Genomic DNA, 13067 nt, shown 5'->3' with positions numbered 1-13067 from the left:
TCGGGGTGCTTGCAAGGCCCGGACGGACGGGGCCTAAAGGCGGGATTCAGGCCATTAGCGGACACTGCTCTTACACTTTATTCACGAATCCACTCCGCGAGCCCGATGAACCGAACCGTCCTGCAGGTCTCGATCCTGGTGCTGGTCAGCGCCGCGGCCTCGCTGTGGACGGTGCCCGTGGCGGCGCAGCCGCACACCACCGTGCTGCAGGCCGAGAACGTGCGGTTCGATTACGCCCAGGTGCTGCGGGTGACCCCGATCTACCAGACCCTGCGCGCGACCACGGTCGAGCAGCAGTGCGAGCCCGAGCCGGCCGACAAGTCCGATTCGCGGCTGTCGCGGGTGGTCGGGGCGGTCCGCGAGGCCCTGGGCCGCGAACGCGACCCCAAGCCCAGCACCGGCGAAAACTGCAAGCCGGTGCCGGTGGAGCGCGAATTCCGCCGCCCGATCGCTTACGACGTGGACTACGTCTACAAGGGCAGCCGGTTCCGCTCGCGCCTGCCCGAGGACCCGGGCAACAAGCTCAAGGTCCGGGTCGCGGTGACCCCGGTGATCACCCCGATCAGCACCTCGCGTTGAGCTCGCGGCCGCATCCGGCCCCCGGCCCAGGTCGCGTTTCCCGATTTTGCGGCTTGCGCCGTGCCCCCGCCCATGCGAGCATTCGCGGCCTCATGAACCCGAACTACGCCGACGCCGACGTGCTGACCTCTGCCTACATGGCGGCGGGAATGACCTCGCGTGCTCGTCGACCGTTGCCCTGCCAATCCGCTGGGTGACGGCCCGCGCCGTCGTTCGTGTAACAAGCCGCACACACGAAAAGCCCAGCCTAGCGCTGGGCTTTTTTGTTTTTCGCCACGGGAATCGGGAATGGGGAGTCGGGAATCGTCAGGGCAGGATCGACGTAACCCACTTCCTCTCGCGACTTCCAAGCCAACGCCGCTGTCCGCTGCCCCGCTGTTGATTTTCCCATTCCCGATTCCCCATTCCCGACTCCCGAAAAATGACCAAACACTTCCTCAACACCCAAGACTGGTCGCGCGCCGACCTCGACGCGCTGCTGGCGCAGGCCGCCGTGTTCAAGCGCAGCAAGCTCGGCGACCAGCTCAAGGGCAAGTCGATCGCGCTGGTGTTCTTCAACCCTTCGATGCGCACCCGCACCAGTTTCGAACTGGGCGCGTTCCAGCTCGGCGGGCATGCGGTGGTGTTGCAGCCGGGCAAGGACGCGTGGCCGATCGAGTTCGACCTGGGCACGGTGATGGACGGCGACACCGAGGAGCACATCGCCGAAGTGGCGCGGGTGCTCGGCCGCTATGTCGACCTGATCGGCGTGCGCGCGTTCCCGAAGTTCGTCGACTGGGCCAACGACCGCCAGGACAAGGTGCTCGCCAGCTTCGCCAAGTACTCGCCGGTGCCGGTCATCAACATGGAGACCATCACCCATCCATGTCAGGAACTGGCGCATGCGCTGGCCCTGCAGGAGCACTTCGGCACCTCCGACCTGCGCGGCAAGAAGTACGTGCTGACCTGGACCTATCACCCCAAGCCGCTCAACACCGCGGTCGCCAATTCGGCGCTGACCATCGCCACGCGGTTGGGAATGGACGTGACCCTGCTGTGCCCGACGCCCGAGTACATCCTCGATGAGCGCTACATGGGCTGGGCCGAGCAGAACGTCGCCGAGAGCGGCGGTTCGCTCAAGGTCAGCCACGACATCGCAAGCGCCTACGCCGGCGCCGACGTGGTCTACGCCAAGAGCTGGGGCGCGTTGCCGTACTTCGGCAACTGGGGCCCGGAAAAGCCGATCCGCGACCAGTACCAGCACTTCATCGTCGACGAAGCCAAGATGGCGCTGACCAACAACGGCGTGTTCAGCCACTGCCTGCCGCTGCGCCGCAACGTCAAGGCCACCGACGGCGTGATGGACTCGCCGCAGTGCATCGCCATCGACGAGGCCGAGAACCGCCTGCATGTGCAGAAGGCGATCATGGCTGCATTGATCTAGGAACGAGTGGAGAGGAGTGAGGAGCGAGTAAAAAACTGCTCCTCTCCCAGCTTCTCCACCATCCCGCTCTGACTCACTCCTCACTCCTCTCCACTCATTTCTCCCCGGAATCCCCCATGACCGAGCGCAACATCGTCCTAGCCTTCTCCGGCGGCCTCGACACCAGCTTCTGCGTGCCTTACCTGCAAGAGCGCGGCTGGGCCGTGCATACCGTGTTCGCCGACACCGGCGGCGTGGACGCGGAAGAACGCGAATTCATCGAACAGCGCGCGGCCGAGCTCGGCGTCGCCAGCCACGTCACCGTCGACGGCGGCCCGGCGATCTGGTCGGGCTTCGTCAAGCCCTTCGTCTGGGCCGGCGAGGGCTATCAGGGCCAGTACCCGCTGCTGGTGTCGGACCGCTATCTGATCGTCGAAGCCGCGCTCAAGCGCGCCGACGAACTGGGCTGCAAGGTGATCGCGCACGGCTGCACCGGCATGGGCAACGATCAGGTGCGTTTCGACCTGGCGGTCAAGGCGCTGGGCGACTACGACATCGTCGCGCCGATCCGCGAAATCCAGAAGGAACACACCGAAGTCCGCGCCTACGAGCAGAAGTACCTGGAAGAACGCGGCTTCGGCGTGCGCGCCAAGCAAAAGGCTTACACCATCAACGAGAACCTGCTCGGCCTGACCATGTCCGGCGGCGAGATCGATCGCTGGCAGGCGCCGGGCGAGGGCGCGGTCGGCTGGTGCAAGCCGCGGTCGCAGTGGCCGAGCGAAGCGCTCAAGGTCACGATCGCGTTCGAGAACGGCGAAGCGGTCGCGCTCGACGGCGAAAAGATCGAAGGCCACAAGATGCTGGCCAAGCTCAACGGGCTTTTTGCCCAATACGGAGTTGGCCGCGGCCTGTACACCGGCGACACCACCATCGGCCTGAAGGGCCGGATCATCTATGAAGCGCCGGGCCTGTTCGCGCTGCTGACCGCGCACCGCGCGCTGGAAGAAGCGGTGCTGAGCAAGCACCAGAACCGCTTCAAGCCCGAGATCGCGCGCAAGTGGGTGGAACTGGTCTACGAAGGCTTCTTCCACGATCCGCTCAAGACCGATCTGGAAGCCTTCCTCGCGAGCTCGCAGTCCACCGTCAACGGCGAAGTCGTACTGGAAACCAACGGCGGCGTGGTCAACGCGGTCGCGATCAGCTCGCCGCACATCCTCAATGCCAAGGGCGCGACCTATGCGCAGGCGGCGGACTGGGGCGTGGAGGAGGCCGAAGGCTTCATCAAGCTGTTCGGAATGAGCAGCACGTTGTGGGCGGAGATCAATCGGAAAAGCTGAGGAATCAGTGGAGAGGAGTGAGGAACGAGTAGAGGCAACAGCTCGTTTCTCCGATCTCTCCGCGCTCCGGTTTTTACTCACTCCTCACTCCTCTCCACTCATTTCTGGCCGCGACCCCCCATGCTCCCCGACGTCCTCAACCACCTGCAGGCCCTGGTGTCCTACGACACCCGAAACCCGCCGCGCGAGATCGGCACCGGCGGTATATTCGATTATCTGCGCAGCCAGCTCGACGGCTTCCGTATCGAAGTGACCGACCACGGCGCCGGCGCGGTGTCGATGCTCGCCGTGCGCGGCAACCCGTGCCGCTTGTTCAACGTGCATCTGGACACCGTGCCGTCCTCGGAAGCCTGGAGCGCCGACCCGCATACGCTGCGCGTCACCGACGACCGCGCGATCGGCCTGGGCGCCTGCGACATCAAGGGCGCCGCCGCCGGCTTGCTGGCCGCCGCCGCGGTGACCAACGGCGATGCCGCGTTCTTGTTCAGCACCGACGAGGAAGCCAACGACGCGCGCTGCATCGACGGTTTCCTCGCCACCGAACACGGCTTTCTCGAAGCCATCGTCGCCGAACCGACGATGTGCGAAGCGGTGCTCGCGCATCGCGGCATCAGCTCGGTGCAGTTGCGTTTCCGCGGCGTCGCCGGTCACGCCTCCGGCGCCAATGCGATGCAGGCCAGCGCGCTGCATCAGGCGATCCGCTGGGGCGGCAAGGCCCTGGACTACGTCGAATCGCAGTCGCACCAGCGTTTCGGCGGCCTGACCGGGCTGCGTTTCAACATCGGCCGGGTCGAAGGCGGGATCAAGGCGAACATGATCGCGTCCAGCGCCGAGCTGCGCTTCGGTTTCCGTCCGCTGCCGTCGCAGTCGATCGATGCGCTGCACGAACTGTTCGGCACGCTCAGCGAGGCCGGGGTGATCGAGCGTTACGAAGAAACCTTCCGCGGCCCGTCGCTGCCGGCCGGCAATGTCGCCGACGCCGAACAGCGGCGCCTGGAAGCGCGCGATCTGGCCGACGCGCTGAACCTGCCCATCGGCAACGCGGTCGACTTCTGGACCGAGGCCTCGCTGTTCTCGGCCGGCGGCCTGACGGCGATCGTGTACGGCCCCGGCGACATCGCGCAAGCGCACACCGCCGACGAATGGGTCGCACTGGAACAACTGCAGCGCTACGCCGACAGCGTCGCGCGCATCATGGGGAGCAACGGGTAATGAGCGTTTCGATGGATGCCCACCTGCAGACGCGACAAACCATCGTGCGGCTGCTGTCGAGCATGGCCAGCGCCAAGGAGATTTCGCAGTACCTCAAGCGCTTTTCCCAGCTCGATTCCAAGCGCTTCGCGGTGGTCAAGGTCGGCGGCGCGGTGTTGCGCGACGATCTGGCCGCATTGACCTCGTCGCTGGCGTTCCTGCAGGACGTGGGCCTGACCCCGATCGTGATCCACGGCGCCGGCCCGCAGCTCGACGAGGAATTGTCGGCCGCCGGCATCGTCAAGCAGACCGTCAACGGCCTGCGCGTGACCTCGCCCGAGGCCTTGGCGATCGTGCGCCGGGTGTTCCAGTCGCAGAACCTCAAGCTGGTCGAGGCGCTGCAATCGGGAGACGGCCGCGCCACGTCGATCATCTCGGGTGTGTTCGAGGCGGACTACCTGGACCGCGACACCTATGGGTTGGTCGGCGAAGTGAAGAAGGTCAACCTCGCGCCGATCGAGGCCAGCCTGCAGGCCGGTTCGATCCCGGTGATCGCCAGCCTCGGCGAAACCGCGGGCGGGCAGATCCTCAACGTCAACGCCGACTTCGCCGCCAATGAGCTGGTGCAGGTGCTGCAGCCGTACAAGATCGTGTTCCTGACCGGCACCGGCGGCCTGCTCGACGACAACGGCAAGGTGATCGATTCGATCAACCTGTCGACCGAGTACGAGCACCTGATCGAACAGCCGTGGATCAACGGCGGCATGCGGGTCAAGATCGAACAGATCAAGGATTTGCTCGACAAGTTGCCGCTGACTTCGTCGGTGTCGATCACCAAGCCGGCCGAGCTGGCCAAGGAACTGTTCACCCACAAGGGCTCGGGCACCCTGGTGCGGCGCGGCGAGCGCGTATTGCAGGCGCAGCGCTGGGATCAGCTGGATCTGCCGCGGCTGCGTTCGCTGATCGATTCGGCGTTCGGGCGTCGTTTGGTCGACGATTACTTCGAACGCACCACGCTCAAGCAGGCCTACGTCAGCGAGAACTATCGCGCGGCGGTGATCCTGATCGAGGCCGAAGGCCGCACTTACCTCGATAAATTCGCGGTGCTCGACGATGCCCAGGGCGAAGGTCTCGGCCGCGCGGTGTGGCAAGTCATGCGCGAGCAGAACCCGAGCGTGTTCTGGCGTTCGCGCCACGGCAATTCGGTCAATCCGTTCTACTACTCCGAATCCGACGGCTGCCTCAAGCAGGAGAAGTGGAAAGTGTTCTGGTACGGCATGGACGGCTTCGACGAGATCGCCGCCTGCGTCGATTACTCCAGCCGCCGCGCACCGACCCTGGAGGACTGAGATGAGCGAGCACGGCGGCAGCGCCTGGGACGCACAGCCGCGGTTGCGCGGCGAGCACGTCGCGCTGGAACCGTTGACGCGCGCCCACGCCGCCGGCCTGCGCGCGGCGCTGGCCGGCGGCGAACTGGCGCGGATCTGGTTCACCAACGTGCCCGCGCCCGACGGCGTCGACGCCTACATCGAATCGGCGCTGGCGATGCAGGCCAAGGGCGTGGCCTGGGCGTTCGCGGTGCTCGACGCGGACGGCGAGGTGGTCGGCAGCACCCGTTACTACGATATGGACGCGAGCGTTCCGCGCGTCCAGATCGGCTATACCTTCTATGCGCCGCGCGTGCAGCGCACCGGGCTCAATACCCAGGCCAAGTTGTTGCTGCTGAGCCATGCGTTCGAGCAGCTGGGCTGCATCAGCGTCGGCTTCGAGACCAGCTGGTTCAACTTGGCCTCGCGCGCGGCGATCGCGCGTCTGGGCGCCAAGCAGGACGGCATCATCCGCAACCACCGCCGCCACGCCGACGGCAGCGCGCGCGACACCGTCGCGTTTTCGATCATCGATGGCGAATGGCCGGCGGTGAAGCGTAATCTTCAATACAAGCTGCAACAGCATGGAGCCGGACAAGATGGCTAAGAGCATAGGCATCGTGGGCGCGCGCGGTCACGTCGGCGCCGACCTGATTCGCCTGATCGCCGCGCATCCGCGGTTCGAGCTGGCATTCGTGTCCTCGCGCGAACTGGCCGGGCAAAAGCTGGCCGATCACATCCCGCAGTACGCGGCCAAGAATCCCGAACTGCGCTACGGCTCGCCGAGCCACGAGGAACTGCCGGGCCTGGGCGCCGACGCGGTGGTGCTGGCGCTGCCCAACGGCAAGGCCGCCGATTGCGTGGCGGCGTTCGACGCGGCCGGCGCCGATCCGGTGCTGATCGATCTGTCGGCGGATTATCGCTTCGACGATCACTGGTACTACGGCCTGCCGGAACTCACCCGCGCTGGCTATCACGGCCAGCGCCGGATCAGCAATCCGGGCTGCTACGCCAGTGCGATGCAGTTGGCGATCGCGCCGCTGCTCAACGTGCTCGAAGGCCCGGTGCAATGCTTCGGCGTGTCGGGGTATTCGGGCGCGGGCACCAGTCCGTCGGACAAGAACGATCCCGAAAAACTGCGCGACAACCTGATGCCGTACGCGCTGACCGGGCATATGCACGAACGCGAAGTCACCCGCCACCTGGGCCATCCGGTCGAGTTCATGCCGCATGTGGCCGCGCATTTTCGCGGGCTGACCATCACCTCCAATCTACACCTGTCGCGGCGTTTCGATCGCGAGGAGCTGGTCGAGCACTATCACCGCCATTACGACGGCGAACCGATGGTGCGGGTGCTGGACGAAGCGCCGTGGGTCAGCGGGATCGCCGGCAAGCATCATGTCGATATCGGCGGCTTCACGATGTCGGAGGACGGGCGCCGGGTAGTGGTGGTGTCGACTCTGGACAATCTGCTCAAGGGCGCGGCGACACAGGCCTTGCAGAATTTGAATGTGGCGTTCGGATTCGATGAGCTGGCCGGGATCGAGATCGATCCGGCCTGAGCGATTTTTGCTGTCGAGTTGATTGCTGTTGCTTTTGCCCCCCTTGGAAAAGGGGGCGAACGACCGCGAAGCGGGCGTGGGGGATTCGCTTTTGCTTTTGCTTGATTCAAAAGAGCACAAGCAAAAGCAAATCCCCCCTAACCCCCCTTTTACAAAGGGGGGAACTGCTGCGCGGCGTGTGGGTGCTGCGCAGGTAAATCGGAAAATCGAGGAAAGTCATGCGTCTGTCGCGTTATCTCTTGCCGACTCTCAAGGAAAACCCCGCCGACGCGCAGATCGCCTCGCATCGCCTGATGCTGCGCGCCGGGCTGATCCGCCAGGAGGCTGCCGGCATCTATTCCTGGCTGCCGGCCGGCCTGCGCGTGCTGCGCAAGATCGAAGCGATCGTGCGCGACGAGATGAACCGCGCCGGCGCGCTCGAGCTGCTGATGCCGACCCTGCAACTGGCCGACCTGTGGCGCGAAAGCGGCCGCTACGACGCCTACGGCCCGGAAATGCTGCGGATCAAGGACCGGCACGAGCGCGAGCTGCTGTACGGGCCGACCAACGAGGACATGATCACCGCGATCTTCCGCAACAACGTCAAGTCGTATCGCGCGCTGCCGATGAACCTGTACCACGTGCAGTGGAAGTTCCGCGACGAACAGCGTCCGCGTTTCGGCGTGATGCGCGGGCGCGAGTTCCTGATGAAGGACGCGTACTCCTTCGACCTGGACGAAGCCGCCGCGCGACGCTCCTATCAGCGCATGTTCGTGGCCTACCTGCGCACCTTCGCGCGCATGGGCATCCGCGCGATCCCGATGCGCGCCGAGACCGGCCCGATCGGCGGCGATCTGTCGCACGAGTTCCTGGTGCTGGCCCAGACCGGCGAATCGGCGGTGTACTGCGACCGCGCCGTGCTCGACCTGCCGATTCCCGCCGCCGACACCGATTACGACGGCGACCTGAGCGGCATCGTCCGGCAATGGACTACGCCGTACGCCGCCACCGAAGACGTCCACGACATCGAGCGTTTCGAACGCGAAGTGCCGGCCGAGCAACGCGTGCAGACCCGCGGCATCGAAGTCGGCCAGGTGTTCTACTTCGGCACCAAGTATTCCGCGCCGATGAAGGCGTTGGTGACCACGCCCGAAGGCGAGGAACGGCCGATCCACGGCGGCTCCTACGGCATCGGCGTGTCGCGCCTGCTCGGCGCGATCATCGAGGCGAGTCATGACGAGGCCGGCATCGTCTGGCCCGACGCAGTGGCGCCGTTCAATGTCGGCATCGTCAATCTCGATCCCAGCGACCCGACGATCGATCAAGTCTGCGCCGATCTCGTGACCGGCCTGCAGGCGCACGGCCTCGACGCACTCCACGACGACGCCGACGAGCGCGCCGGGGTCAAGTTCGCGCGCATGGACCTGATCGGCCTGCCGTGGCAAATCGTGGTCGGCAAGCGCGGCCTGAGCCGCGGCGTGGTCGAACTCAAGCGCCGCGCCGGCGGCGAACGCCTGGAGCTGTCGCCGGCCGATGCCTTGGCCCATGTCCTTACGCCTGCGGCGTAAGGAAAAACGAGTGTAGAGGAGTGAGGAGCGAGTAAAGGCCAACCCGACGCGACCGCTCTTGCTCACTCTTCACTCCTGTGAATTATTTTCTCCTCCTCCCGAGCACGCCCCCATGTCCGATCTGCTTTGGCAAAAACCCGGCGTCAAGGTCGACGCGCGCATCCAGAATTTCCTCGCCGGCGCGGACGTGATTCTCGACCGCGAATTCTTCCTGTTCGACATCCAGGCCAGCCGCGCGCATGCGCAGGGCCTGCAGCAGATCGGCATTCTGACCAGCGAGGAACTCGACGGCCTGTCGCGGGAACTGGACGTGCTGGCCGACGATTTCACTGCCGGCCGCTTCGTGCTCGATGAACGTTTCGAGGACGGCCATTCGGCGATCGAAGGCCGCTTGATCGAACGCTTGGGCGACGCCGGCCGCAAGATCCACACCGGTCGCAGCCGCAACGACCAGATCCTGGTTGCGACGCGCCTGTGGTTGAAGGATCGTCTGGGCAAGCTGTACGCGCTGTGCCGCGAAACCGCCGAAGTCGCGCTGGCCCGCGCCGATGCCGAACGCGCGCTGCCGCTGCCGGGTTATACCCATCTGCAGCGCGCGGTCGTGTCCAGCGCCGGCATGTGGTGGGCGGCCTGGGCCGAAGGCTTCATCGACAATGCGGTGCGCGCGCGCCAGACCTTGGATTGGGTCGACGCGAATCCGCTCGGCAGCGCCGCCGGTTACGGCGTCAATCTGCCGTTGGCGCGCGATCACACCACCGCCGCGCTCGGCTTCGGCCGCATGCAGGTGTCGGCGGCGTATGCGCAGTTGTCGCGCGGCAAGTTCGAACTCGGCGCGATCGACGCGCTGTCGACCGCGGTGCTCGACCTGCGCCGGCTGGCCTGGGACCTGAGCCTGTTCACCAGCGCCGAGTTCGGCTTCGTCGCCTTGCCGGCCGAGTACACCACCGGCAGTTCGATCATGCCGAACAAGCGCAACCCCGACGTGATCGAGCTGATGCGCGCCAGTTACGCCAGCATCGCCGCCGGCCGCAGCGAGATCGAGCATCTGCTGTCGCTGCCGTCGGGCTATCACCGCGATCTGCAATTCTCCAAGGGCGCGATCTTCCACGCCTTCGGCCGCGGCCTGGGCGCGCTGGAACTGCTGCCGGATCTGCTGCGCAACCTGGAATGGAAGCCGGAAAAGCTGCGCGCCGCGCTCGATCCGTCGATGTACTCGACCGATCTCGCCGTCGACCTCGCGCGCCAGGGCCTGCCGTTCCGCGAGGCCTACAAGCAGGCCGCCGATCCGGCGCGCTGGGCGCAGGGCGATCCCGAAGCCAGTCTGGCCGCGCGCGTGTCGCCCGGCGCGGCCGCCGATCTGCGCCTGGACGAGTTGCAACGACGCTTGCGGGACCTGACATGACAGGCGCCGATATGCATAGCGCGGCAGCGGACTTTCCGGCGCAACCGTTGCCCGCCTGGCGCCGCGCCGTGCTCAAGGTCGGCAGCAGTCTGCTCGCGGGTTTCGCCGACCAAAGCGGCGGTGGCCTCGATCCGCGTTACGCCGCCGGGCTGGCGCGCTTCATCGCCGATGCGCGTGCGCAGCAGCGCGAAGTGGTGCTGGTGTCGTCCGGCGCGGTCGCGGCCGGACGCAGCCGCATCGAGGCCGGCGGCAACGGCATCGTGCTGCGGCAGGCGCTGGCCTCGCTCGGCCAGGCTTCGTTGATCGCGTTCTGGCAGGGCCTGTCGCCGGTGCCGGTCGCGCAGGTGCTGCTGACCCACGACGATCTGCGCAACCGCCGCCGTTATCTCAACGCGCGCGCCTCGCTGCGTGAGCTGCTGCGACTGGGCGCGCTGCCGGTCATCAACGAAAACGACACCGTCGCGGTCGATGAGCTCAAGCTCGGCGACAACGACAACCTCGCCGCCGCGGTGGCCTCGCTGGTCGATGCCGATCTGCTGCTGATCGCGACCGACATCGGCGGCCTCTACAGCGGCCACCCGCAGCGCGATCCGAATGCGCGGCCGATTTCGCAGGTCGCCGCGGTCACGCCCGAATTGCTGCTCGCCGCCAGCGGCGGCGCCGGCGCGCTCGGCACCGGCGGCATGCGCACCAAGCTCGAAGCCGCGGCGAAAGCCGCGACCGCCGGCGTCGCGACCGCGCTGTTCTGCGGTCGCGATGCGCAGGTGGTGGCCGCGCTCAGCGAGGGCCGCTTGCACGGCACTCTGGTCGCCGCGCGCACCGATCGCCTGCGCGCGCGCAAGCAATGGCTGCGGCATGCGCCGGCCAACGGTTGTTTGCGCATCGATGCGGGCGCGATCGCGGCGCTGCACGAGCGCGGCGCATCGCTGCTGCCGGGCGGCGTGGTCGCGGTCGAAGGCGAATTCCGCCGCGGCGACGTGGTGGAACTGCGCGCGCTGGGCGAGGGCAGCGCGGTACTGGCGCGCGGCCTGGTGCAATACAACTCGGTCGAGGTCGGCCGCCTCAAGGGCCGCCACAGCCGCGATATCGAAGCCTTGATTGGGTTTCGCTACGGCGAATCGCTGGTCCATCGCGACGATCTGGTGCTGCTCGAACGCGCGGACGCGGCGGCGGCTTCGCCCGGACCGACCCAACCCTTCGACGACGACGCATCCGATGCTCGGATCGGACCGTCACAGGAGCTGTCGCAATGAGCGGCTACGTACGAGCGTTGGCGGAACAGGCGCGCGCAGCCTCGGCGGTGTTGGCGTCGGTGGACGGCGCCACGCGCCGCCGCCTGATCGAGGCGATGGCCGCGCAGCTCGACGCCTCGAGCGAACGCGTGCTCGCGGCCAACGCCGAGGACCTGCGTCGCGGCGTCGAAGCGAAGCTCAGCGACGCGATGCTGGACCGGCTCAAGCTCGACCCGGCGCGACTGGGCGCGATCGCCAACGCCCTGCGCGAAGTGGCCGCGCAGGCCGATCCGCTCGGCGAGGTGACCCGGCGCGAACAACGGCCGAACGGCCTGGTGATCGAACGCCAGCGTGTGCCGCTGGGCCTGATCGCGATGATTTACGAAGCCCGCCCCAACGTCACCGCCGACGCCGCGGCGCTGTGCCTGAAGGCCGGCAACGCGGTGTTGTTGCGCGGCGGCTCCGAGGCGCGCGCGAGCAACGCCGCGATCGCCGCCTGCCTGCATGCGGCCTTGCGCGAACACGGCTTGCCCGAAGCGGCGGTATCGTTGATCGAAGACACCGCGCGCGAGCACGTGCTCGAACTGTTGCAGTTGTCGGACCTGATCGACCTGGCGATTCCGCGCGGCGGCGAAAGCCTGATCCGTTTCGTCGCCGAGCATGCACGGGTGCCGGTGATCAAGCACTACAAGGGCGTGTGTCATCTGTATGTGGACCGCGCCGCCGATCCCGAACTGGCCTTGAACCTGCTGGTCGACGGCAAGGCCTCGCGTCCGGGCGTGTGCAACGCACTGGAAACGCTGCTGGTGCATCGCGATATCGCCGGGACCTTCGTGCCGCGCGCATTGACGGCGCTGGCCGCGCGTGGCGTCGAGGTTCGCGGTTGCGAACGCACGCGCGCGCTCGCGGGCGCGGCGTCCGCCGGAATCGGCGCGGCCGACGAAGCCGACTACGCCGCCGAATACCTGGACCTGATCATCGCCGTGCGCGTGGTCGACGATATGGAGCAAGCGCTGGCGCACATCGCCCGTTTCGGTTCCGACCACACCGAAGTCATCGCCACCGCCGACGCCGCCACCGCCGAAACCTTCGTGCGCCGCACCCGCAGCTCGGCGGTGATGGTCAACGCCTCGTCGCGTTTCAACGACGGCGGCCAGCTCGGCCTCGGCGCCGAGATCGGCATCTCGACCACGCGCCTGCACGCCTACGGGCCGATGGGCGTGGAATCGCTGACCATCGAACGCTTCGTCGTGCGCGGGGAAGGGCAGGTGCGGCATGCGGAATCGTTGACGGGTCGCGATTGAACAACGGCGGGGCCGTTTCCACCCGCGACTTCGGTTCCCCAATCCACGGCGCCGCCCACGGAGTCGTCATCCCCGCGAAAGCGGGGATCCAGAGACTTCAGCGCGTTGTCGCGACAATCCCATCGACGACGTTCAGCCGTGCCT

The 13067-nt window shown here is 66.7% G+C and carries 11 protein-coding genes; all 11 read left to right on the top strand.

Features of this window, described 5'->3' with window-relative positions:
- The first annotated feature begins 105 nt into the window (after positions 1-105).
- Positions 106-579: a hypothetical protein gene (locus IEQ11_RS15140; protein ID WP_228464421.1), complete on the top strand. Its 474-nt coding sequence runs from the start codon at positions 106-108 to the stop codon at positions 577-579.
- A gap of 421 nt (positions 580-1000) precedes the next feature.
- Entirely contained in the window at positions 1001-2002 is a 1002-nt protein-coding gene (locus IEQ11_RS15135; protein ID WP_191820763.1) for an N-acetylornithine carbamoyltransferase, read from the top strand.
- A gap of 116 nt (positions 2003-2118) precedes the next feature.
- Entirely contained in the window at positions 2119-3318 is a 1200-nt protein-coding gene (locus IEQ11_RS15130) for an argininosuccinate synthase (RefSeq protein WP_191820764.1), read from the top strand.
- Between the two features lie 120 nt (positions 3319-3438).
- A complete protein-coding gene (locus tag IEQ11_RS15125; RefSeq protein ID WP_191820765.1) occupies positions 3439-4530 on the top strand; it encodes an acetylornithine deacetylase in 1092 nt (363 codons plus the stop codon).
- The gene (locus tag IEQ11_RS15120) at positions 4530-5858 is read left to right on the top strand and encodes an acetylglutamate kinase (RefSeq protein ID WP_036102682.1); all 1329 of its coding nucleotides are present in this window, start codon (positions 4530-4532) and stop codon (positions 5856-5858) included. Before IEQ11_RS15125 ends, IEQ11_RS15120 begins: the two co-directional genes overlap by 1 nt.
- Position 5859: 1 nt before the next feature.
- The gene (locus IEQ11_RS15115) at positions 5860-6483 is read left to right on the top strand and encodes a GNAT family N-acetyltransferase (protein WP_191820766.1); all 624 of its coding nucleotides are present in this window, start codon (positions 5860-5862) and stop codon (positions 6481-6483) included.
- Positions 6476-7438, top strand: a complete 963-nt coding sequence (gene argC, locus IEQ11_RS15110; protein ID WP_228464422.1) for an N-acetyl-gamma-glutamyl-phosphate reductase — start codon at positions 6476-6478, stop codon at positions 7436-7438. The genes IEQ11_RS15115 and argC overlap by 8 nt, the downstream gene beginning before the upstream one ends.
- A 218-nt stretch (positions 7439-7656) precedes the next feature.
- Positions 7657-8985 carry a proline--tRNA ligase gene (gene proS, locus IEQ11_RS15105; protein WP_191820768.1) on the top strand — a complete coding sequence of 443 codons (1329 nt, stop codon included), beginning with the start codon at positions 7657-7659 and terminating at the stop codon, positions 8983-8985.
- A 112-nt stretch (positions 8986-9097) separates the two neighbouring features.
- On the top strand, positions 9098-10387 hold the full coding sequence (argH, locus tag IEQ11_RS15100; RefSeq protein WP_191820769.1) for an argininosuccinate lyase: 1290 nt from the start codon (positions 9098-9100) through the stop codon (positions 10385-10387).
- Between the two features lie 11 nt (positions 10388-10398).
- Complete coding sequence (gene proB / locus IEQ11_RS15095) at positions 10399-11640, top strand: glutamate 5-kinase (protein WP_228464423.1); 1242 nt, start codon at positions 10399-10401, stop codon at positions 11638-11640.
- Positions 11637-12923, top strand: a complete 1287-nt coding sequence (locus IEQ11_RS15090; protein WP_191820771.1) for a glutamate-5-semialdehyde dehydrogenase — start codon at positions 11637-11639, stop codon at positions 12921-12923. The genes proB and IEQ11_RS15090 overlap by 4 nt, the downstream gene beginning before the upstream one ends.
- Positions 12924-13067: the final 144 nt, after the last annotated feature.

It is taken from the genome of Lysobacter capsici (assembly GCF_014779555.2).
Taxonomy (GTDB): Bacteria; Pseudomonadota; Gammaproteobacteria; order Xanthomonadales; family Xanthomonadaceae; genus Lysobacter; species Lysobacter capsici.
Note: the sequence above shows the minus strand (reverse complement) of the source record. Positions and strands in the feature narration are given on the sequence as shown.